We start from the raw sequence: 21,652 nt of genomic DNA on the forward strand, positions 1-21,652 counted from the left end.
CCCTTCATTCTCGCTTAGTCGGCGAAGAGCAGGACGGGGGTTTCGAGGTACTTCTTGAGGCCCTGGACGAAGCTTGCCGCATCCCAACCGTCGACGACGCGGTGGTCGCAGCTGATCGACAGGTTCATCAGTTTCGCGCGAACCACCTCGTCACCCTTGAAGACGGGGCGTTCGACGATCTTGTTGGGGCCGATGATCGCGACTTCGGGGCGGTTGATGACCGGGGTCGTGGCGATGCCGCCGAGGGGGCCTAGCGAGGTTACCGTGATCGTGCCGCCGCCCATTTCGTTGGGGGCGAGCTTGCCGGCGCGGGCGGCTTCGGCGAGGCGCGTGATCTCGGTCGCGAGCTGCCAGACGTTGCGGTCCTGTGCGTCGCGGATCACGGGGACGGTGAGGCCCGCATCGGTCTGCGCGGCCATGCCGAGGTGGATGGCGCCGTGGCGCGTGACCACGCCGGCCTCGTCGTCGTAGCGCGCGTTGAGCATCGGGAAGTCGGGGATCGTCTTGCAGATCGCGACGATCATCAGCGGCAGCATCGTCAGCTTGGGGCGGCCGCCGCGGTTGGCATTGAGGTCGGCGCGCATCGCCTCCAGCGCGGTGACGTCGATCTCGTCGACATAGGTGAAGTGCGGGATGGCGCGCTTCGAGGCGGCCATGTTCTCGGCGATGCGACGACGCATGCCGATGACCTTGATGGGCTGGTCTTCGCGGGCGCGGCTGGCGTGCGGGGGGTGGTAGCCTTCGCCGGCGCCGTAGCGGAGGTAGGCGTCGAGGTCGGCGTGGCGGACGCGGTCGGAGTCGGATTTGACCGAGGCGAGGTCGATACCGAGGTCGCGGGCGCGGGCTCGGACTGCGGGGGATGCGAGCGCGTGGGCCTTTTGCTCCGCCTCAGCAGCAGGAACGGGTTGCGCCTTCTGCTCCCTCTCCCCGTTGGGGAGAGCACGTGCTTGCTGCTCCCTCTCCCCGTTGGGGAGAGGGCTGGGGTGAGGGGTCGGGGCAGTTGCCGGCGTTTCAGCCTGGGGCTGCCCCTCACCCCGACCCTCTCCCCGTAGGGGAGAGGGAGTTTCTGTTGCGACCTCTTCGACGCCCGGGTTCTCGGCTTCGTATTGTTCGGCGGTCTCGGCCTGTGCCGAGGTCAGTGGCGCGGCGACAACTTCGTCCGCGGTATCGACCGCGTCCGTCTCGATCACCACCAGCGCGGCGCCGATCGACACCTGGTCGCCGACTTCGCCCGCGAGTTCGACGACGATGCCGGTCACCGGCGATTCCATCTCGACGGTGGCCTTGTCGGTCATCATGTCGGCGATCGGCGAATCCTCCTCGACGCGGTCGCCGATGGCGACGTGCCACGCGACGATCTCGGCCTCGGAGATGCCTTCGCCGATGTCCGGCAGCTTGAAGGTGAAGCGGGCCATTATGCGTCCTTCATGATCTTTTTCAGGGCTTCGCCGATGCGAACCGGCCCCGGGAAATACGCCCATTCGAGGCTGTGCGGGTACGGCGTGTCGAACCCGGTCACGCGCTCGATCGGCGCCTCGAGATGGTAGAAACAGCGTTCCTGGACGATCGCCGACAGCTCCGCGCCGAAGCCGCTGGTGCGGGTCGCCTCGTGAACGATCATGCAGCGGCCGGTCTTCTTCACCGAGGCCTCGATCGTCTCGATGTCGAGCGGAACGAGCGTGCGCAGGTCGACGATCTCGGCGTCGATCCCGGCTTCGGCAACGACGGCCGCGCAGACATGGACCATCGTACCGTAGGCGAGGATGGTGAGCGCCTCGCCGGCGCGGACGATCTTCGCCTTGCCAAGTTCGATCTTGTAGTAGCCGGTCGGAACTTCGCCGGCCGGGTGCTTCGACCAGTTCTGCGACGGGCGATCCCAGTAGCCGTCGAACGGGCCGTTATAGATGCGCTTGGGTTCGAAGAAGAGCGTCGGGTCGTTATCCTCGATCGCGGCGATCAGCAGGCCCTTGGCGTCATACGGCGTCGACGGGATCACCGTCTTGATGCCGGACATATGGGTGAAGAGCCCCTCCGGCGACTGGCTGTGCGTCTGGCCGCCGAAGATGCCGCCTCCGAACGGCGAGCGCACCGTGATCGGCGAGGTGAACTCGCCGGCGGAGCGGTAGCGCAGACGCGCCGCTTCGGAGACGAGCTGGTCGAGTGCGGGGTAGATGTAATCCGCGAACTGGATCTCGGGGACCGGGCGCAGGCCGTACGCGCCCATCCCGACCGCGACGCCGATGATGCCGCATTCGGTGATCGGGGTGTCGAAGACGCGGGTCTTGCCGTACTTGGCCTGAAGCCCGGCGGTCGCACGGAAGACGCCGCCGAAATAGCCGACGTCCTCGCCCATGACGATCACGTCGGGGTCGCGCTCCATCATGATGTCCATGGCGGAGTTGATCGCCTGGATCATGTTCATGCGGGTGGTGGGTTCGGCGTCCGTTGTTTCGGACACGGGTGCCTCGATCATGTCGCTCATGCCTTGCGATCCCATGGACGGCCGCTGGCCGTTTCCTCATCGAGCATCTGCTGACGCTGCTCCTTCAGATGCCACGGCAGCTCCTCGAACACGCCGTCGAACAGCGACTCGAGCGGCTGGTGCAGGCCGTGGCCGAGGATGCCGTTCTTCTCGGCTTCCTTCTGCGCGGCCTTGACCTGCTCGGCGAGCTCCTTGTCTTGCGCGGCGTGACGCTCGTCGTCCCATTCGCCGATCGCGATGAGGTGGTCCTTCAGGCGCTTAATCGGGTCGCCGAGCGGCCAGGCGTTGGGTTCGCCCTCGCTGCGATACTGGCCGGGGTCGTCGGAGGTCGAGTGGCCTTCCGCGCGGTAGGTGAAATGCTCGATCAGCGTCGGCCCCTGGTTGGTACGCGCGCGCTCGGCGGCCCATTCGGTCGCTGCGTAGACCGCCAGCGCGTCGTTGCCGTCGACTCGAAGCCCGGCGATGCCGTAGCCGACCGCGCGCGCCGCGAAGGTCGTCGCCTCGGCGCCGGCGAATCCGGAGAAGCTGGAGATCGCCCACTGGTTGTTGACGACGTTGAAGATCACCGGCGCGCGGTAGACCGCGGCGAACGTGCAGGCGGAGTGGAAGTCGCCCTCAGCGGTCGAGCCTTCGCCGCACCAGGTTGCGGCGATCCGCGTGTCGCCCTTGGCGGCCGAGGCCATCGCCCAGCCGACGGCCTGCGGATATTGCGTGGTGAGGTTGCCGGAGATCGAGAAGAAGCCGGCTTCCTTGACCGAATACATGATCGGCAGCTGCTTGCCGCCGAGCCTATCGGCCGTGTTCGAATAGATCTGGTTCATCATGTCGACGAGGCTCCAGCCCCGTGCGATCAGCAGGCCCTGCTGGCGATACGAGGGGAAGCACATGTCCTCGTAGTCGAGCGCATAGGCCGCCGCGACTGCGACCGCCTCCTCGCCGAGCGCCTTCATGTAGAAGCTGGTCTTGCCCTGCCGCTGCGCGCGGAACATGCGCTCGTCGAACGCGCGGAGCAGCGCCATGCTGCGCAACATGCGGCGCATCACGTCAGGCGAAAGCTTGGGGTCCCACGGGCCGACCGCGTTGCCGTCGTCGTCGAGCACGCGGACCAGCGTATAGGCGAGATCGATGAAATCGGACGCCTTGTCCGCGGTGTCGGGGCGGCGCGCCTCGCCGGCGGGCGGCACGTCGACTTCGGCGAAGTCCACCGCGTCGCCGGGGCGGAACTTCGGCTCGGGGATATGCAGCGTAAGTGGCTGCAAATTGGCGCGCGGATGCTCGCTTGCCATCGTCATTCCATCTCCATGAGGCCGCTGTGACCGCGGAACACTCTTACCGAGGCTTGTTATAAAATTTCAACGCAGATTGCGAGGGGGAGTTGCGCATTCACGATGTGCCGCGCGGATTTTTTCTCCCCCTCCGCAGAATTCAGCCGCCGACGGTCTGCTCGATCACGCCGAAGATCGGATGGCGCTTGTCGTCTTCCGCCCAGATGCGGACGACGTCGCCCTGTTTGAGGAACGGCGTGACGGGCTTGCCGCCCTGGATCGTTTCGATCGTCCGCACTTCGGCGAGACAGGAATAGCCGACGCCGCCCTCGGCTACCGACTTGCCGGGACCACCATCGGGGCCGCGGTTCGAGACGGTGCCCGATCCGACGATCGTCCCCGCGCCGAGCTTCCGGGTCTTGGCGGCGTGCGCGACCAGCGTACCGAAGTCGAACGTCATGTCCTCGCCGGCCTCGGCGCGACCGAGCGGCTGGCCGTTAAGGTCGACCATCAGCTTGCGGTGCAGCTTGCCGTCCTTCCACCAGTCGCCGAGCGAGTCGGGGGTGACGAAGACGGGCGAGAACGCGCTGGCCGGCTTCGACTGGAAGAAGCCGAAGCCCTTGCCGAGTTCGCCGGGGATGAGGTTGCGCAAGGACACGTCGTTGGTCAGCCCGACCAGCAGGATCGCCGCCAGCGCCTCCTCGCGACTCGCGCCGAGCGGCACGTCGCCGGTGACGACAACGACCTCGGCCTCCATGTCGCAACCCCAGGACTCGTCGGCGAGCGGGATCGGATCGCGGGGTCCGAGGAACCCATCCGAACCGCCCTGATACATCAACGGATCATGCCAGAAACTGTCGGGCATCTCCGCCGCGCGCGCCTGTCGCACGAGCGCAACATGATTCACGTACGCAGAGCCGTCGGCCCATTGATACGCACGTGGCAGCGGCGACTCGGCGTCATGCTCGTGGAAGCGCCGCATCGGGATCATCTCGTGCTCAAGATCGGTCGACAGGTTCTTGAGGTCGATCGAAAGCCGGTCCCAGTCGTCGAGCGCGGCCTGCAGCGTCGGCGCGATGTGGCTCGCATCGGCATACCAGGCGAGGTCGTTGGAGACGACGACGAGCTTGCCGTCTCGTCCTCGGGTGGCGTCGGGATGCTTCAGGCTGGCCAGTTTCATGGGGCGGATCCTCTATATGTTTGCACGCATCCTACGCCCGTGACGGAGTTCAAGTCGAGCATGCAGCGCGCAGCAAACCTGATTTTGGTAAGAGCGGAGCCAATGTCGACCTGATAGGTTCGAACTTGCGTAACGGTCGAGGAAGGTGAGCATGCCCAGATACTTCTTCGATATCGACAACCATAAACACGTGAACGACGACGACGGCACGAATCTGGCGGACGACGAGGAAGCACGCGTCCAGGCGGTGATTTTCGCGGGTGATTATCTGAGCGATCATCCGGGGATCGCACGCGACGGCGCTCGGTTCAGCGTCGCCGTACGGAACGAGGCGGGTAGCGTTCTGCTGACGGTCACGGTGACGATCGACGAAACGAGCTAGGCGAACGGCTAGCCTCGTTTTTCGCCACGGTCCCGGCAATCGGGCGCATAAATGTCATAACATGGGTTTTGTCGGCCCGGTCAATCCTGGGATAAGGTGCGTATTGTTGCAACGCGCTATTCCAGAGAGGGTGACAGCGAGAAACGAGTGCTCCTGCACTGGATGCGGAGAGTGCACGTGGATATCTCCACCGTGACTGAGAAGGTGTTACGGAAGTTCGAATCGCGGATGGCGATGGGTGCGGACGACCGTGCGCAGATCGCGGCCTTGCCGTTCAAGGTCCGGACGATCGATGCGTCGACCTATATGCTGCGCGAGGGCCAGCGTCCGACGCGGTGCGCGTTCATTCTGGACGGCCTGGCCTATCGACAGAAGCTGACGCCGAACGGCGAGCGCGAAATCGTGTCGATCCTGATGCCGGGCGAGTTCGTCGATCTGCAGAACCTGTTCCTCGATGAATCCGATCATGACATCCAGGCGCTGACGCGGCTGACGCTTGCCGAAGTGCCGATCGCGGCATTGCGTCTTTTCATCGAGGCATGTCCGGCGGCGGGCCAGGCCTTGTGGATCGATGCGCTGATCGAGTCGTCGATCCACCGCGAGTGGCTGTTGAATGTCGGGCGGCGCAATGCGCGGAGCCGGCTGGCGCATCTGCTATGTGAATTTTCGGTGCGGTTCCAGAAATCGACGCTCGCCGATGCGATGGCGTATGAGTTGCCGATGACGCAGGAGCAGTTGGGCGATGCGCTCGGCCTCACCCCCGTCCACGTCAATCGCGTGTTGAAATCGCTCGAGACCGACGGCCTGATCGCGCGCAAGAAGCGCCAAGTAAGCGTGATCGACTGGCCCCGCCTGCGCGATGCGGCCGAGTTCAACGAGCGCTATCTGCACCTTGGGCAGATCCGCCGCTGACTCCGCCATGAGTGAAAAACGGGCCGAAGGTTGACTTTTCGACCGTGATACGCCAGATGGCCGCTATCGAGGCGTAATGCAGCGTGATTGGACCTTTAACGGTCTTAGCTCCGCCTCGGTCGTTTCCAACGGGCTTCCCTTTTCACGCGGGGTGTCAAAACACCACCGCCCCTCGCGCGTCCTTGTGTGGGTTCGCGAGCCCGGCATCTATTTGAGAGACTCTACATGTCATTTGCAAACCTCGGCCTTGCCGAGCCGCTCGTCCGTGCGCTCGAAGCCAAGGGCTATACCGAGCCGACGCCGATCCAGGCGCAGTCGATCCCGATCCTGCTCGAGGGCGGCGATCTGCTCGGCATCGCGCAGACCGGCACCGGCAAGACCGCGGCGTTCGTGCTGCCGTCGATCCAGCGCCTGACCGAAACCCAGAAGCGCGTCCTGCCGACGCATTGCCGCATGCTGGTGCTCGCGCCGACGCGCGAACTCGCCAGCCAGATCGCCGACAGCGCCCGCGCCTACGGCCAGTTCAGCAAGATGTCGGTGACCACCGTGTTCGGCGGCACCAGTATCAACAAGAACCGCCAGGACCTGAGCCGCGGCGTCGACATTCTCGTCGCCACGCCGGGCCGCCTGATCGACCTGATCGAGCAGGGCTTCTGCAACCTGTCGATGATCGAGATCCTCGTGCTCGACGAAGCCGACCAGATGATGGACTTGGGCTTCATCCACGCGCTGAAGAAGATCGTCCGCATGCTGCCGAAGAAGCGCCAGACGCTGTTTTTCTCGGCGACGATGCCGGTCGCGATCCGTGAGCTGGCCAGCCAGTTCCTGCTCGACCCGAAGACCGTGTCGGTCAAGCCGGCCGCGACGACCGCCGAGCGCGTCGACCAGTATGTCACCTTCTGCAACCAGTCGGAGAAGCAGGCGCTGCTGACGATCACGCTGGCCGATCCTGCGATCGACCGCGCGCTGGTGTTCACGCGCACCAAGCATGGCGCCGACCGCGTCGTGAAGCTGCTCGCGGGCAACGGCATCGCGTCGAACGCGATCCACGGCAACAAGAGCCAGGGCCAGCGCGAGCGGGCTCTCGGCGAGTTCAAGCAGGGCAAGGTCAAGGTCCTGATCGCGACCGATATCGCCGCACGCGGCATCGACGTCTCGGGCGTCAGCCACGTCATCAACTTCGAGCTGCCGAACGTCGCCGAGCAGTATGTCCACCGCATCGGCCGTACCGCGCGTGCGGGCGCGAGCGGCATCGCCGTCGCGTTCTGCGCGGATGACGAGAAGGCTTACCTTCGCGACATCGAGCGGATCACCCGCCAGAAGGTCCAGGTCCGGTCGCTGCCGGACGATTTCGTCAACCTGTCGAACCAGATCAAGCAGACGCGCGTGAAGACGATGGGTGCCGATCCCGAGGTTCGGATCGATCGTCCGCGCGATCCGGCACGGCCGCGCGCGACGCATTCGCCGCGGGCGACCGGGACGACCGGCCGTAACTATGCGGGTGCGAGCCGTGGTGGCCAGGGTGGCGGCGGCGGCCAAGGTGGCGGCGGTCGTCCGCAGGGCGGTGGTCGTCCTGGTGGTCAGGGCGGCGGTGGTCGTCCGGCTGGTGGCGGCGGCCGTGGTCCGAGCCGTGGCGCGGGTCCGAGCTCGGCACGCTAAGGAGCATTCGTTCGCCTCGCGGGTTTGGTGTAGACCGGTCCCGCGAGGAGAATGCTCATGGACGTTTCCACTACACCTGTCGCCGAACGCGTCGCACGCGTGCTGGCGGGACAGCGGATCAGCGCGAACGCCGGCGGCGATGCCGAGTCGGCTTCGCGGTTGATCGATGCGGCGTGGGCGGATTATCTGCCCGATGCGCTGGCAGTGCTGAAGACTCTCCGCGAGCCTGACAAGGCGATGGCCGCGGCGGGTGACCCTGCGGTTTGGGAGGCTATGATCCTTGCGGGGATCAAGGGGGCCAAGCCGGTGACGGTGGTGCTCTAAAAACTTGTTTCCCCGCGAAGGCGGGGACCCAGTCTGGGCACCCGCCTTCGCGGGTGAACAAGCTTGGCGACGAGCACTCAGCACATGCACTCCACCCCGGCGGAGGCCGGGGCCCAATTGGTAAGCCGACGTGACGAGGTGCTTCGCTCCGTTACCATCGTCACCCAATTGGGCCCCGGCCTTCGCCGGGGTGATGTCTTGGTTAGGGTCGATGGCCTAAATCAGCGGATCGTTGTCAGCCATTCCGCCTCGTCCGCACGCTCCGTGCGCAACGCATTGGCAGGTGCCCTCTTGTCCTCGTAGCCGATCGCCATGCCGCAAAAGAGCATGCGGTCTTCGGGCAGATCCAAGACCCTCCCGACTGTCTCCGGGTACATCGCCCAGCATTCCTGCGGGCAGGTGGCGAGGCCGGCTTCCACCGCGAGCAGCATCAGGTTTTGCAGGTACATGCCGAGGTCCGACCATTGCGGCGGGCCCATGCGGCGGTCGACCGTGCAGAAATAGGCGGCGGTGGCGCTGAAGAATTCGAAGTTCCGAGCGAACCATTTGTGCCGCGCCGGCTTATCGTCGCGGGGGATGCCGAGGTGGGCGTACATCGCTTCGCCGACCGAGAAACGGCGGTCTCGGTAGGGAGCGGCGAGGTCTTTTGGGTAGACGTCGTAGGCTGGGGTTTCGGTTGCGCCGGTTGCTAGCTTTTCGACCATCGTCGCCTTGAGGCGGGCCAGGGGTTCGCCTTGGACGATGGCGATGTGCCAGGGCTGGAGGTTGCCGCCGGTTGCCGCTCGGGACGCCTTTATCGCGAGGTCGCGGAGTAGCGCGGGATCGACGGGGGTGTCGAGGAAGCCTCGGACTGAGCGGCGAGCGGCTATGGCTTCAGTCACGTCCATGGTTTCTCCTCGCCAATTTGTTCTCCTGCGCACGCAGGAGTCCAGGGTTTACGAGCGTTTTGCCTTGTTACCCTGGATTCCTGCATTCGCAGGAAAACAATTACAGCACGAAGCGGCTCAGGTCGGTGTTGCGGGCGATTTCCTTGAGCTGGCTGTCGACGTAGGCACCGTCGATGACGAGGTTCGAGCCACCGCGGTCTTCGGCGTTGTAGCTTACCTCTTCCAGCAGCTTTTCCATCACCGTCTGCAGACGCCGCGCGCCGATGTTCTCGATCTCGGAGTTCACCTCGGCGGCGATGCGCGCAATCGCGGCGATGCCGTCTTCGGTGAACTCGATGCCGACGCCTTCGGTGGCGATCAGCGCCTTGTATTGCAGCGGCAGCGACGCCTTCGTGTCGGACAGGATCGCGACGAAGTCGGCTTCCGTGAGGCCTTTCAGTTCGACACGGATCGGCAGGCGACCCTGCAATTCGGGGAGCAGGTCGCTCGGCTTTGCGACGTGGAACGCGCCCGAGGCGATAAAGAGGATGTGGTCGGTCTTCATCGGGCCGTACTTGGTCGCAACCGTCGTGCCCTCGATTAGCGGGAGCAGGTCACGCTGGACGCCTTCGCGGCTGATCGAACCGCCGCGGCCGTCCGACACCGCGATCTTGTCGATCTCGTCGAGGAAGACGATGCCGTTGGCTTCCGCGTCGGCAAGCGCCGCGCGGCTGACCTCGTCCTGGTCGAGCCGCTTGTCGGCCTCTTCCTCGACGAGCTTGTCCCAGGCCGCGTGGACGGTGAACTTCCGCCGCTTCAATTGCTGGCCGCCGCCGAACGACTTCATCATCTCGCCGAGGTTGATCATCTGCGGCGCGCCGCCGGGGATTTCGAACGGCGTGGTCGGCGCCTGCTCGACCTCGATCTCGACTTCGGCAGAGTTCAAGTGACCGTCGAGGAAGCGCTGCTTGAAGCTTTCGCGCGTTGCGGTGCTCGAATCCTTGCCGACCAGCGCGTCGAGCAGGCGACCCATCGCTGCCTCCTCCGCCTTGTCCTTGACGGCTATACGACGCCGTTCCTTTTCGAGGCGGATGGCTTCCTCGACGAGGTCGCGGGCGATCTGCTCGACGTCGCGGCCGACATAGCCGACCTCGGTGAACTTGGTCGCCTCGACCTTCACGAACGGCGCGTCGGCGAGTTTCGCCAGACGGCGGCTGATCTCGGTCTTGCCGCAGCCGGTCGGTCCGATCATCAAGATGTTCTTGGGCGTGACCTCGTCGCGAAGGTCTTCGCTGAGCTGCTGCCGGCGCCAGCGGTTGCGCATCGCGACGGCGACCGCGCGTTTCGCGGCGGCCTGGCCGATGATGTGGGCGTCGAGCGCGGCGACGATGGCCTTGGGGGTGAGCTGGTCGTTCATTTTGTTACCTTCTCCCCTCCCGCTCGGGAGGGGTCGGGGGAGGGCGTGGCCGCAGCGGAAGGCGTGGGTGGGGTGTATTTCAGCCCCTCCCCTAACCCCTCCCGCAAGCGGGAGGGGGATTACGTAGTCGAATCCATAGTTTCGACCGTGAGGCGGTCGTTGGTGTAGACGCAGAGTTCGGACGCGATGTGCATCGCCTTGCGGCACAACACCTCCGCGTCGGTCTCGTATTCGACCAGCGCTCGGGCAGCGGCGAGCGCGTAGTTGCCGCCGGAGCCGATCGCGGCGACGCCGTTTTCGGGTTCGAGGACGTCGCCGTTGCCGGTGAGGATCAGCGTCACGTCCTTGTCGGCGACGATCATCATGGCTTCGAGGTTGCGGAGGAACTTGTCGGTGCGCCAGTCCTTGGCGAGCTCGACCGCGGCGCGGAGGAGCTGGCCCTGGTGTGCTTCGAGTTTGCGTTCGAGGCGTTCGAACAGCGTGAAGGCGTCGGCGGTGGCGCCGGCGAACCCGCCGATGACGCTGCCGTCGCCGAGCCTGCGCACTTTGCGCGCGTTGGGTTTCATGACGGTCTGGCCCATCGAGACCTGGCCGTCGCCGATCACGACGACCTTGCCGCCGCGGCGGACCGAGAGGATCGTGGTGCCGTGCCATGTCGGCATGGCTTGGGGGTCGTTGCTCATGGCAGCGATGTAGGGTTTGGTTTTGGGGGTGCAACGCCCCCCTGCCGCCTCCCATCCCCCTCTCCCATCATCCGTCATCCCCGCGCAGGCGGGGATCCAGACCCTCGGACCTCACCCGTTCATCACTGAGGTTTGCCAGTATGGGTTCCCGCCTCCGCGGGAATGACGAAGGAGGCTCGGGTGGTTACCGCCCCTTCCCCCATTCCCTGGCCACCGTGTAGCCGAGATACCCCGTGCCGAAGAGCGCGTAGAGCGGTTCGGGGATGGCGTTCAAATACGCCGCCATGCCCGCCGCGATCGCCTGCGCCATCTGCGGACGGACGGCGGCGATCAGGCCTGCGGGGATCGCGCCGAGCAGCAATGTGTACATCACGTAGAGGAACGTCGGGCGGGCTCGGGTGATCCAGGGGTCTGGCGCTGGATCAAGGGGTTGTGGGGTCATTGGCTGTCTCCGGAAATCTGGAAGTGCACAAAGTTCACACGCTGGGAGCGTTTTCGCAGGGGCCTCAGACGCGGTTCGCGAGCCAGCCGTAGAGGAAGGCTTCGTTCGCCGGGCGCGTCTCGGCGAGGGCGACGTAGCGTTCGCCCTGGAGCGCCTCGATCGCTTTCAGGAGCACGGTTTCGCCGCCGGGTTTGCGGCGGGCGAGGAAGGCTTCGAGCGCGGCGAGCGTGGCGGGGCCGATGCGGCCGTCGAGGATCATGTCCGGGTAGTCGGTGGCGCCGCGGTTCAGCGCGTTGAGGGCGCGTTGTAGGAAGGTGGCGGCGACCGCGGGGCCCATGTTGATGCCGGTGTCGAAGAGTTCTTCGGCGATTTTCGGGGCTCGGGGGGCGATCTGGTCGAAGGCCGGGCGGGTCCAGTAGAGGCGGTGGTAGATGGTTTCCGCCTGGTCGCGGGGGAAATTGCGCATGTCTCCGGGGTAGCCGTTGGTGCGGGCTACGCTTTCCGTGATGCCGTAGCGGGTGGGACCGCCTCGGTCTGCGGGGTGGTTCGAGTAGCCGCCTTCGCGGTCGATGACGGCGTCGATGAGGTGGTCGATGGTCATGGCTGGCTCCCGGTTTTGTTGGGGGCGAGCGAACCATATTGGTTCGTTGTAGGACAGGGGAATTTGGCGGTTCTTCGATCCTCCCCCGCTAGGGGGAGGTGGCTGGCGCTTGCCAGACGGAGGGGGAGGACACGCAACGGAGGTGACCGCTTGCCTCCCCCTCCGTCACCTTCGGTGCCACCTCCCCCTTGCGGGGGAGGATTGCCACTTCCCTCGTCTGCACCTCCCCGGCGGAGGCCGGGGTCCAACTGGGGGACGATGCTGACGAAGGACCGCGCTTCGTTAGGTCCGACGTTCCAATTGGGCCCGGCCTTCGCCGGGGTGGTGGCATATGGTGCACCCTCCCCACCCAAACCGACGCTACGTCCGCGCGGGGTTGGCGGATCGGTGCGCCTAAGGCTATGCGCTCCCTTGAACATTCGCCGCGGGCCTTGCCCGCGCGCTCAACCCGGTCGCCGCCGCGGCCGACAGGTTAGGAAGACCATGGAAGACGATTTCCGCAAAGCCGCGCTCGATTATCACCGTTATCCCAAGCCCGGTAAGCTCTCGGTCGAGGCGACCAAGCGGATGGCGACGCAGCGCGATCTCGCGCTCGCCTATTCGCCAGGCGTCGCCGCAGCGTGCGAGGAGATCGCCGCGGATCCGGACAAGGCGCGGGATTATACCGCGCGGGGCAATCTCGTCGCGGTCATCACCAACGGTACCGCGGTGCTCGGGCTCGGTGCGATCGGTGCGCTCGCGTCGAAGCCGGTGATGGAGGGCAAGGCGGTGCTCTTCAAGAAATTCGCCGGGATCGACTGTTTCGACATCGAGATCGACCAGCTCGATCCGCAGGCGTTCATCGAGGCGGTCCGCGTGCTCGAGCCGACGTTCGGCGGGATCAACCTCGAGGACATCAAGGCGCCCGAATGCTTCGAGATCGAGACGAAGCTGCGCGAGGTCATGAACATCCCGGTGTTCCACGACGACCAGCACGGCACCGCGATCGTGTGTGCAGCCGCGGTCCGCAACGTGCTCGAACTGCGCGGCAAGCGGCTCGACCAGATGAAGCTGGTGACGTCGGGCGCGGGCGCGGCGGCGCTGGCGACGGTCGACCTGCTGGTGTCGATGGGGCTCAATCCCGAAAACGTCACGCTGACCGATATCGCCGGCGTCGTGCACAAGGATCGCGGCGACGTGATGCCGCCGAACATGGCGCGGTACGCGCGCACGACCAACGCGCGGACCCTGCCGGACGTGCTGGAGGGGGCGGACATCTTCCTCGGGCTGTCGGCACCGCGCGTGCTGAAGCAGGAATGGCTGCATTTGCTCGCGCCCGATCCGCTGATTCTGGCGCTGGCGAATCCGGAGCCGGAGATCCAGCCGGCACTGGTGCATGCGACCCGGCCCGACGCGATCATCGCCACCGGCCGCTCGGATTTTCCGAACCAGGTCAACAACGTGCTGTGCTTCCCGTTCATCTTCCGCGGGGCGCTCGACGTCGGCGCGACCGAGATCAACGAGGCGATGAAGGTCGCGGCGGTCGATGCGATCGCGGCCCTGGCGCGTGCGACGGCGTCCGATGTGGTGGTCACCGCTTACGGCGGCGCGACGCCGGTGTTCGGGCCGACCTACATCATTCCCAAGCCGTTCGATCCGCGGCTGATCCTGCATGTCGCGCCGGCGGTGGCGAAGGCGGCGATGGACTCGGGCGTAGCGACGCGGCCGATCGAGGATTTCGATGCGTATCTGCGCGATCTCGAAGTGTTCGTGTATCGCTCGGGCCAGTTGATGCGGCCGATCTTCGCGCGCGCCAAGCAGGCGGGGCGCTCGATCGCCTATGGCGAGGGCGAGGACGACCGCACGCTGCGCGCGGTGCAGACGGTGATCGACGAGGGTATTGGGCGGCCGGTGCTGATCGGGCGGCGCGAGGTGATCGCCGAGAAGATCCAGTCGAGCGGGTTGCGGATGGCGATCGGCACCGATGTCGAAGTGCTCGATCCGGGTACCGACCGCGAAGTGTTCGATCCGTTGCTCGCCGGGTATAACGCGCTGGTCGGCCGTCGCGGATCGCCGCCCGATAGCGCCGAGCGCGCTCTGCGGACTCGGCCGAGCGTGGCGGCGGCGATGCTGCTGCGCGAGGGTCGCGTCGATGCGGCCCTCTGTGGTGGCATCGGCGACTGGTGGACGCAGATGACCTACGTCATGCCGCTGATACCGCGGATGCCGGGCGTCTCGCGGCTGTATGCGATGTCGGCGGTGATCCTGCGCACCGGGAGCCTGTTCTTCTGCGATACGCACGTGACGGTCGATCCGACCGCCGAGCAGATCGCCGAGATGACGTTGCTGGCGGCCGAGGCTGTGCGCGCGTTCGCGATCGAGCCGAAGGCGGCGTTGCTGTCGCATTCGAGCTTTGGTGCGTCGCGGTCGCCCTCGGCGCAGAAGATGCGCGCCGGGCATGCGTTGCTGAAGGACGCGGCGCCGGAGTTCGAGTTCGATGGCGAGATGCACGGCGATGCGGCGTTGTCCGAGGCGCTGCGGCGGCGGTTGGTCGCGGACAGCCCTTTGACCGGGTCGGCGAACCTGCTGGTGATGCCGAACATCGATGCGGCGAACATCGCGGTGTCGTTGCTGTCGGCATCGACCGAGTCGCTGCCGCTGGGGCCGATGCTGCTGGGGCTCGCCAAGCCGTTGCAGATGATGGTGCCTAGCGTGACCGCGCGGGGGATCGTTAACTTGAGCGCGGTGGCCGTGGGTCATGCGGCGACGGTGAGCGAGACGGCGTAAACCTTCTTCTGCCCCCCTCCCTGGCAGGGAGGGGTTGGGGGTGGGTCGGCTTCCGCCTGTTCGGACCGGTGAGACTCAAGCCGGCCTACCCACCCCCAGCCCCTCCCTTTCAGGGAGGGGAGCGCGGTTGTGGGCGGGGCGAGCGTCGCGTAAAAACCAACGCGCGCGGCTTGGCCAGCAGCGCTGCGTCTTTTCATCGATGTAAGAAAATGGTCGGAGCGACAGGATTCGAACCTGCGACCCCCACACCCCCAGTGTGGTGCGCTACCAGGCTGCGCTACGCTCCGACCGAACGGGCCGCATAGCAGCCCGAGCCGCGCGCTCTACGCAGGGTCGGCGCGCGATGCAAGTCGCAACGCCGCTTGCCCGCAAGAATTGCCTCAGTCGCCCATCAGCGTGCGCCAGAAGCTGCCGTCATACGCTTTCACGCTGACCTGCTCGATGGTGTACGCGCGCAGGGCGCGACCGAAGGCCTTCTGGTGATCGGCCTGACCGTGCGCGGCGATCGCTTCGGGACTCGCCCAGCGTTCGGAAATCCGGATCAGGTCGGGATCGACCAGGTCGAGCGCGAGATTGTAGAACTCGCAGCCGTCTTCCTTGGCGCAGGCGGCCATGTGCGCGATCAACGTATCGGCGATCTTTGCGCCCTCGCCTGTGGCCAGCTTGATATGTCCCATCACCAGAATCATCGCATCTCTCCTGTTTCGCCCCGGTTTCGCCGTGACTTCATCGTGGTCTCTACACGAACCGTCCGCGCCTGCGTCAGTTGCACGGGACACCAAGCGATGATAGCGGGCGGACCAATGCGACCGGCCGCGCGGCGCGCGAACCGAGCCACCCTTCACAGATACGGAACTCCATGTTCATCTCACCAGCATACGCCCAGGCCGCAGACGGCGCCGCCACGACGGCGGGAGGCGGGATCGCCTCGTTCCTGAGCCTCGCGCCGCTCTTCCTCGTGTTCGTCGTGTTCTATTTCCTGATGATCCGTCCGCAGCAAAAGCGCATGAAGGCGCTGCAGGCGTCGGTCGCTGCAGTGAAGAAGAACGACAGCGTCGTGACGTCGGGCGGGATCCTGGGCAAGGTGACCAAGGTCGAGGATAATGTCGTCGAGGTCGAGATCGCGCCGAATGTCCGCGTGCGCGTCGTCAAGGCGACGCTGACCGACATCACCAGCCCGAACACGAAGCCGGCGAACGACTGATGCTCGACTTCCCGCGCTGGAAAATCGGGTCGATCATCGGGTTGCTGGCGGCATTGTGCCTGCTGGCGATCCCGAGCTTCCTCCCCGAGAGCACCACGAGCCAATGGGGGCGGATTCCGCATCCGCACATCAACCTCGGGCTCGATCTCGCCGGCGGCAGCTATCTGCTGCTCGAGGCAGATACCGCCGACCTCGCCGCGACGCGGATCGAGGCGATGCGCGACAGCGTCGCGGGGACGATGCGCAACGGGACGCCGCGGATCGAGATCGGCGACATTTCGACGCGGGGCGGCCAGCTGACCTTCCTGCTGCGCGATCCGTCGCAGGTCGATGCGGCGCGCGAGCGCCTGCTGGCGATCACCGGCGGCGGCGCCGGGATGAGCGGCCAGCGCGAATGGGACATCAACGTCGTCGACACGAGCCGGTTCGTGCTCAAGCCGACCCAGGCCGGCCTGACGCAGGCGGTCGACACAGCGATGAAGGACGCGACCGAAGTCGTCCGTCGTCGTATCGACGCGCTCGGGACCAAGGAGCCGACGATCGTTCGCCAAGGCGCGACGCGGATCGTCGTCCAGGTGCCGGGGCTGAAGAACCCGCAGGCGCTGAAGGAGCTGATCGGCAAGACCGCCAAGCTCGAGTTCAAGCTGGTCGACGAGACCGCGAACCCGGCCGATCTGGTCAAGGGGATCGCCCCGGTCGGCAGCCAGGTGCTGCCGTATCCGGGTAATCCGCGCGGCGTGCCGTTCATCGCGGTCAAGCGTTCGGTGATCATCTCGGGCGACCAGCTCGCCGATGCGCGCCAGGAGTTCGAACCGCAGACCAACGCGCCGCAGGTGGCGATCACGTTCGACGCGGTCGGTGGCCGTCGCTTCGCCAAGGTCACGACCGAGAACACCAACAAGCCGTTCGCGATCATCCTCGACAATTCGGTGATCTCCGCGCCGAACATCAACGAGCCGATCCTTGGCGGTCGTGCGTCGATCTCGGGCAACTTCACCGTCGAGTCGGCGAACGCGCTGGCGATCTCGCTGCGGTCGGGCAAGCTGCCGGTCAATTTGAAGACCATCGCCGAGAGCACCGTCAGCCCCGATCTCGGCAAGGATTCGATCCGCGCCGGCGTGCTGGCATCGATCGTCGCCGCACTGCTCGTGATCGTGTTCATGTTCGTCACCTACGGGCGGTTCGGGCTGTATGCTAACCTCGCGGTGGTCATCAACATCCTGGTCATCGTCGCGGTCATGGCGATGCTGAACGCGACGCTGACGTTGCCCGGTATCGCCGGGTTCGTGCTGACGATCGGTACCGCGGTGGATGCCAACGTGCTGATCAACGAGCGTATCCGCGAGGAGCGGCGACGCGGGCGTAGCGTCGTCCAGTCGGTCGAGCTCGGCTACAAGGAAGCATCGCGGACGATCTTCGAGGCCAATGTGACGCACGCCATCACCGGCGTGATCATGCTGCTGCTCGGCTCGGGTCCGGTGAAGGGCTTTGCGGTCGTGCTGCTGATCGGGATCTGCACGTCGGTGTTCACCGCCGTCACGTTCACGCGGATGATGGTCGCGCTGTGGCTGCGGAAGAACCGCCCCACCACGATCAATATTTGAGGCGGGAGATAACCATGCGCCTGCTGAAACTCGTACCCGACAACACGAACCTGAAGTTCGTCTCGCTCCGCAAATGGGCGTTCGGGCTGACCCTGCTACTGTCCCTGCTCGCGGTCGGCCTCGTCGTGACGAAGGGCCTCAACATGGGCGTCGACTTCGTCGGCGGCGTCCTGATCGAGGAGAAGTTCGCGACCCCGCCGTCGATCGACGCGGTCCGTACCGAAGTCGATCGGCTCGGCGTCGGCGAAGCCTCGATCCAGTCGTTCAGCGATCCCAAGACGCTGTCGATCCGCCTGCCCGTGCCCGCCGGCGACGAAGGTGCTACCAACCGCCTCGTCAAGAAGGTGTCGGACGACCTCGCCGTGAAGTTCCCCGGCGCAACGTTCTCCAAGTACGACACGATCTCGGGCAAGGTCTCGGACGAGCTGATCAGCAAGGGTCTGCTCGCGGTCGGCCTCGCGATCCTCGGCATCGCGCTGTTCGCGGTGGTCCGGTTCGAGTGGCAGTTCGGCGTGTCGACCGTCGTCGCGATCGTCCACGATCTGTTGATGACGCTCGGCTTCTTCGCGCTGACGCAGTTCGAGTTCGACCTGAACATCGTCGCGGCGGTGCTGACGATCATCTCCTACTCGATCAACGACAAGATCGTCATCGACGACCGTATCCGCGAGAATATGCGCCGCTATCGGAAGATGGACATGCGCGAGATCACCGACCTGTCGGTGAACGAGACGCTGCCACGTACGGTGATGACGTCGGTGACGATCCTGCTCGCGCTGGTCGCGATGCTGGTGCTGGGCGGCCACGTGCTGCGCGGGTTCACCGCGGCGATGATCCTGGGCATCGTCGTCGGCACGTATTCGTCGATCTACGTGTCGTCGTCGCTGCTGATCACGCTGGGGCTGCGGGCCGATCCTGCTCCGCGCAAGGGCGGCGTGCAGGACGGTGCCGAGCGGGTTGGCCCGAAGGTCGAGCGTTGATCACGTCATGAGGATGGACCGCGAGAAGACTGATGGGCCGATGATCTCGGCAATCGGTCGGGCCGGGTTCAAGGTCGACGACGGCTATTATACCGCTTTGTCGATCAGTCCCGAGCGCGCGGATGGCTGGGAGCCGCCGGCGTTCGAGACGCTGAGCGCGACGGATGTGGCGGCGTTGCTGGCGCTCGATCCGCCGCCGGAGTTCCTGTTGCTGGGTACCGGTTCCGCGCTGCGTCAGCCGCCGCTTGCGTTCAAGAAGGCGGTCGAGGCACGGGGGTTCGGGATCGAGGCCATGGATAGCCGTGCTGCCGCTCGGGCTTGGGCGGTTCTGCGCGGCGAAGGTCGCTGGATCGTGGCGGCGCTGTACCCGCTCGAGGGGTGAGCTGAGACTGCTGATCCTTCCCCGCCAGGGGGAGGTGGCTGGCGCTTGCCAGACGGAGGGGGAGGAAAGGGCAACGGTCGTTGCGAGTTCCTCCCCCTCCGTCACCTTCGGTGCCACCTCCCCCTGGCGGGGGAGGATTCTAGATTCGGTGATTCGCGGCTAGCGTCGCCAAATGCTCGTAGAGCGCGGCGGTGTTGGCTTCCCAGGTGAAGCTGGCGACTGTGGCGCGCGTCGCCTGGGGCGACGGCGGATCGGCCAGTAGGGCGCCGATCGCGGCGGCGAACGCTAGCGAGTCGCCAATCGTGACGCGGCCAGCTTCGGGGGATGTCACCACGTCATGCGCGCCGCCGGCGTCGGTGATGACGATCGGGGTACCGCAGGCGAGCGATTCGACCCAGGCGTTGGCGAGGCCTTCGGACTCGGAGGCAAGCGCGCTGACATCGGCAGCGGCGATCAGCTTCGGGATTTCGGCGTGCGGCACGGCGCCGAGCAGGCGGATGCGGTCGGCTACGCCGAGTCGCGCGATCTGTGCTTCCAGTGTCGATCGCGCGGGGCCCTGCCCTGCGATCAGGAGCGTGACGCCGGGGAGCGCGGCGGCCGCGTCGATGACGATGTCGTGGCCCTTGCGTGGGATCAGCGCGCCGACCGAGACGACTAGCGGGCCCGCTACGCCGAGCGCTGCCTTGGCGGCGGCGCGGTCGACGGGGTGGAAGCGGTCCTGGTCGACGCCGGTGTGATGGACGCGGATGCGGTCGGCGGGCAATCCCATCGCGACCATGTCGACCTTCATCGCGGCGCTGACGGCGAGCATGCCCGCGGCGTTGCAGCCTGCGTCGCGGACCTGCGCGGCGGTGGCGGGCGCGTTGCCCCAGATGTGGATGTCGGACCCGCGCGCCTTGATCGAGACGGGGACGCCGTAGCGCTTGCCGAGTGCGACCGCGGCGGGGCCGTCGGGGAAGAAGAACGAGGCGTCGATGACATCGAACGCGAAGTCTTCGCGGATCGTGTCGAGGACGGGGATGAGCGCGCGCTGCAACGCTGCGGCGTGGTGGCGGCCCTGGAGGAACGGGCGGACGGTGAAGCGCGGGCGGTGGAGGTCGATGCCCTTCCAGCGTTCGTGCGTCGGGAGCGTGGCGAGGGCCGCGTAGTGGCCGAGGCGGCGGAGCGGGCCCGGGGGGAGGCCTATCGGTGCTACCGCTTGCAATGAAACGTCGGGGTGCGCGGCGAGGCCGAGCGTCTGGCGTTCGACGAAGACGCCGAAATTGGGGCGGGTCGCATCCGGGAACAGGGTGGAGAGGGTTAGGATGCGGAGCATGGTTTGGGGGTTACAGGGGGCGGGTTAATGTGGGGTGAGTTTGGGGGCTCGATGTCGTGGAACGCGAACTTGCTCACAAGACGCCACCCCGGCGGAGGCCGGGGCCCAGTTGGGGGACGTAGCTAACGGAGCGTAGTTCTCCATTATTGCCACCTTTCCACCTGGGCCCCGGCCTTCGCCGGGGTGGTGTTCATATGAGGAGTGGTTGCCCTCGATTACATTGTTTCCCCGCGAAGGCGGGGACCCAGACTGGGCTCCCGCCTTCGCGGGAGAACAAGGAGGTGGGAGGTGAAGGTGTTGCTCAGATTCGCTTCGCCAGCGGATACGCGAACAGCACGTCGGCATCCGCGCTCGTCGAGACCGTTTCGGTGCCCGTCATCGTCGCACACTCACCAGCCTTGAACGCGACGCCTGCGACATCGCCCGAGCCGGTGATCGGGATCACCCAGCCGGTTGTGCCTTCGGGCAGGTTGACGACGTGGTCGCCGCCCTTCCAGCGCTCGAGCACGAACTTGGGGCCTTCGACCATGATCGTGCGGCCGGTCTCGACTTCGATCGGCGGCGCGACGGGGACGTAGGGCGTGGGGTCGGCGACTTCGATGCCGTCCTTGAGGTGAAGCTCGCGGTCGCTGCCGTAATCGTAGAGGCGGTAGGTGGTCTCGGAGTTCTGCTGGACCTCGATCACGGTCAGGCCGCCGCCGATCGCGTGGATCGTGTCCGACGCGCAGTACATGAAGTCGCCCGGCTTGACTGGCTTCCAGTCGAGCTTGTCCTCGATCGTGCCGTCGATCGCCGACTGCCGGAGTTCGTCCTTCGAGATCGGCTGCTTCGTGCCGACCGCGATCGTCGAGGTCGGCTCGGCGGCGAGGACCGTCCAGCACTCGTCCTTGCCGCGCGGCAGGCCGCGGGCGTGTGCCTGTTCGTCGTTGGGATGAACCTGGACCGACAGCTTCTCGCTGGTGAACAGGTATTTGATCAGCAGGTCCGGCGTGGTGTTGCCGGGCTCCTGGAACCAGACTTCGCCGATCGGCGGCGTGCCGGGGGCGGCATCCTCGAACCCGGGCCAGAGCGTGTCGCGACCCCAGGGCTTCTCGACGCGGTGGGTGTGCAGCAGGGTGGCGGGCATGGGATATCCTCGACTGGAATGACGGGTCGGCAACGCACGACTATTGCCGTGTGATCCGGCTC

The 21,652-nt window shown here is 66.0% G+C and carries 20 protein-coding genes, 1 tRNA gene and 1 pseudogene; 9 read left to right on the forward strand and 13 right to left on the reverse strand.

From position 1 onward, the window contains the following. Positions 1 to 14 precede the first annotated feature (14 nt). The 4 genes from AC59GX_RS08160 to AC59GX_RS08175 all read right to left on the reverse strand — a co-directional run bounded on the left by AC59GX_RS08160 (position 15) and on the right by AC59GX_RS08175 (position 4,927). Positions 15 to 1,415 carry a dihydrolipoamide acetyltransferase family protein gene (locus tag AC59GX_RS08160; RefSeq protein ID WP_497301443.1) on the reverse strand — a complete coding sequence of 467 codons (1,401 nt, stop codon included), beginning with the start codon at positions 1,413 to 1,415 and terminating at the stop codon, positions 15 to 17. Beyond that, entirely contained in the window at positions 1,415 to 2,422 is a 1,008-nt protein-coding gene (locus AC59GX_RS08165; protein WP_426280389.1) for an alpha-ketoacid dehydrogenase subunit beta, read from the reverse strand. Before AC59GX_RS08165 ends, AC59GX_RS08160 begins: the two co-directional genes overlap by 1 nt. A gap of 56 nt (positions 2,423 to 2,478) precedes the next feature. After that, a complete protein-coding gene (locus AC59GX_RS08170; RefSeq protein ID WP_056053050.1) occupies positions 2,479 to 3,768 on the reverse strand; it encodes a thiamine pyrophosphate-dependent enzyme in 1,290 nt (429 codons plus the stop codon). Positions 3,769 to 3,907: 139 nt separating this feature from the next. Then, positions 3,908 to 4,927, reverse strand: a complete 1,020-nt coding sequence (locus tag AC59GX_RS08175; protein WP_426279846.1) for a fumarylacetoacetate hydrolase family protein — start codon at positions 4,925 to 4,927, stop codon at positions 3,908 to 3,910. Positions 4,928 to 5,078: 151 nt separating this feature from the next. Between AC59GX_RS08175 and AC59GX_RS08180 the strand changes: the two genes are divergently transcribed. The 4 genes from AC59GX_RS08180 (at position 5,079) to AC59GX_RS08195 (ending at position 8,204) form a co-directional block, all read left to right on the forward strand. Further along, on the forward strand, positions 5,079 to 5,309 hold the full coding sequence (locus AC59GX_RS08180) for a DUF6894 family protein (protein ID WP_056066769.1): 231 nt from the start codon (positions 5,079 to 5,081) through the stop codon (positions 5,307 to 5,309). 177 nt (positions 5,310 to 5,486) lie between these two features. Beyond that, the gene (locus AC59GX_RS08185; protein ID WP_243650061.1) at positions 5,487 to 6,221 is read left to right on the forward strand and encodes a Crp/Fnr family transcriptional regulator; all 735 of its coding nucleotides are present in this window, start codon (positions 5,487 to 5,489) and stop codon (positions 6,219 to 6,221) included. 225 nt (positions 6,222 to 6,446) lie between these two features. Continuing rightward, positions 6,447 to 7,880 (forward strand): DEAD/DEAH box helicase, encoded by a 1,434-nt coding sequence (locus AC59GX_RS08190; RefSeq protein WP_426279847.1) that lies wholly within the window; start codon positions 6,447 to 6,449, stop codon positions 7,878 to 7,880. Positions 7,881 to 7,937: 57 nt separating this feature from the next. Then, entirely contained in the window at positions 7,938 to 8,204 is a 267-nt protein-coding gene (locus tag AC59GX_RS08195) for a hypothetical protein (protein WP_132896051.1), read from the forward strand. Positions 8,205 to 8,425: 221 nt separating this feature from the next. Here the strand turns inward: AC59GX_RS08195 and AC59GX_RS08200 are convergent, their stop codons facing one another. From AC59GX_RS08200 to AC59GX_RS08220, 5 genes and pseudogenes are all read right to left on the reverse strand, one after another. Beyond that, positions 8,426 to 9,091 carry a nitroreductase family protein gene (locus AC59GX_RS08200; RefSeq protein WP_426279848.1) on the reverse strand — a complete coding sequence of 222 codons (666 nt, stop codon included), beginning with the start codon at positions 9,089 to 9,091 and terminating at the stop codon, positions 8,426 to 8,428. 100 nt (positions 9,092 to 9,191) lie between these two features. Then, positions 9,192 to 10,487 carry an ATP-dependent protease ATPase subunit HslU gene (hslU, locus tag AC59GX_RS08205; protein WP_426279849.1) on the reverse strand — a complete coding sequence of 432 codons (1,296 nt, stop codon included), beginning with the start codon at positions 10,485 to 10,487 and terminating at the stop codon, positions 9,192 to 9,194. Between the two features lie 119 nt (positions 10,488 to 10,606). Further along, positions 10,607 to 11,149: an ATP-dependent protease subunit HslV gene (gene hslV, locus AC59GX_RS08210; protein WP_056053053.1), complete on the reverse strand. Its 543-nt coding sequence runs from the start codon at positions 11,147 to 11,149 to the stop codon at positions 10,607 to 10,609. A gap of 205 nt (positions 11,150 to 11,354) precedes the next feature. Further along, positions 11,355 to 11,588, reverse strand: a pseudogene (locus tag AC59GX_RS08215) (3TM-type holin); the annotation flags it as partial. 88 nt (positions 11,589 to 11,676) lie between these two features. Next, positions 11,677 to 12,213, reverse strand: coding sequence for a glycoside hydrolase family 108 protein (locus tag AC59GX_RS08220; RefSeq protein ID WP_426279850.1), 537 nt, complete (start codon positions 12,211 to 12,213; stop codon positions 11,677 to 11,679). Positions 12,214 to 12,696: 483 nt separating this feature from the next. Here AC59GX_RS08220 and AC59GX_RS08225 point away from each other — a divergent pair, with 483 nt between their 5' ends. Further along, positions 12,697 to 14,979 (forward strand): NADP-dependent malic enzyme, encoded by a 2,283-nt coding sequence (locus AC59GX_RS08225; protein WP_426279851.1) that lies wholly within the window; start codon positions 12,697 to 12,699, stop codon positions 14,977 to 14,979. Between the two features lie 210 nt (positions 14,980 to 15,189). Here the strand turns inward: AC59GX_RS08225 and AC59GX_RS08230 are convergent. Both AC59GX_RS08230 and AC59GX_RS08235 read right to left on the reverse strand, forming a co-directional pair. Next, positions 15,190 to 15,266: transfer RNA gene (locus AC59GX_RS08230), tRNA-Pro, on the reverse strand. A gap of 93 nt (positions 15,267 to 15,359) precedes the next feature. After that, positions 15,360 to 15,668 (reverse strand): putative quinol monooxygenase, encoded by a 309-nt coding sequence (locus AC59GX_RS08235; RefSeq protein WP_426279852.1) that lies wholly within the window; start codon positions 15,666 to 15,668, stop codon positions 15,360 to 15,362. Positions 15,669 to 15,838: 170 nt separating this feature from the next. Here AC59GX_RS08235 and yajC point away from each other — a divergent pair, with 170 nt between their 5' ends. From yajC to AC59GX_RS08255, 4 genes are read left to right on the forward strand one after another with little or no spacing between them, the layout of a single operon-like run. Continuing rightward, positions 15,839 to 16,183: a preprotein translocase subunit YajC gene (gene yajC / locus AC59GX_RS08240; RefSeq protein ID WP_056066746.1), complete on the forward strand. Its 345-nt coding sequence runs from the start codon at positions 15,839 to 15,841 to the stop codon at positions 16,181 to 16,183. Beyond that, positions 16,183 to 17,787, forward strand: coding sequence for a protein translocase subunit SecD (secD, locus tag AC59GX_RS08245; protein ID WP_107954621.1), 1,605 nt, complete (start codon positions 16,183 to 16,185; stop codon positions 17,785 to 17,787). Before yajC ends, secD begins: the two co-directional genes overlap by 1 nt. Before the next feature lie 14 nt (positions 17,788 to 17,801). Then, positions 17,802 to 18,767, forward strand: coding sequence for a protein translocase subunit SecF (gene secF / locus AC59GX_RS08250; RefSeq protein ID WP_426279853.1), 966 nt, complete (start codon positions 17,802 to 17,804; stop codon positions 18,765 to 18,767). A 7-nt stretch (positions 18,768 to 18,774) separates the two neighbouring features. After that, positions 18,775 to 19,149, forward strand: coding sequence for an MTH938/NDUFAF3 family protein (locus AC59GX_RS08255; RefSeq protein WP_426279854.1), 375 nt, complete (start codon positions 18,775 to 18,777; stop codon positions 19,147 to 19,149). A gap of 139 nt (positions 19,150 to 19,288) precedes the next feature. On the opposite strand, the gene AC59GX_RS08260 is transcribed toward AC59GX_RS08255, so the two are convergent. Continuing rightward, positions 19,289 to 20,464: a glycosyltransferase gene (locus AC59GX_RS08260; RefSeq protein WP_426279855.1), complete on the reverse strand. Its 1,176-nt coding sequence runs from the start codon at positions 20,462 to 20,464 to the stop codon at positions 19,289 to 19,291. Positions 20,465 to 20,765: 301 nt separating this feature from the next. Further along, entirely contained in the window at positions 20,766 to 21,590 is an 825-nt protein-coding gene (locus tag AC59GX_RS08265; RefSeq protein ID WP_426279856.1) for a class I mannose-6-phosphate isomerase, read from the reverse strand. Between the last annotated feature and the right edge of the window lie 62 nt (positions 21,591 to 21,652).

The sequence above is a fragment of the Sphingomonas sp. 320_CC genome, from assembly GCF_059691795.1.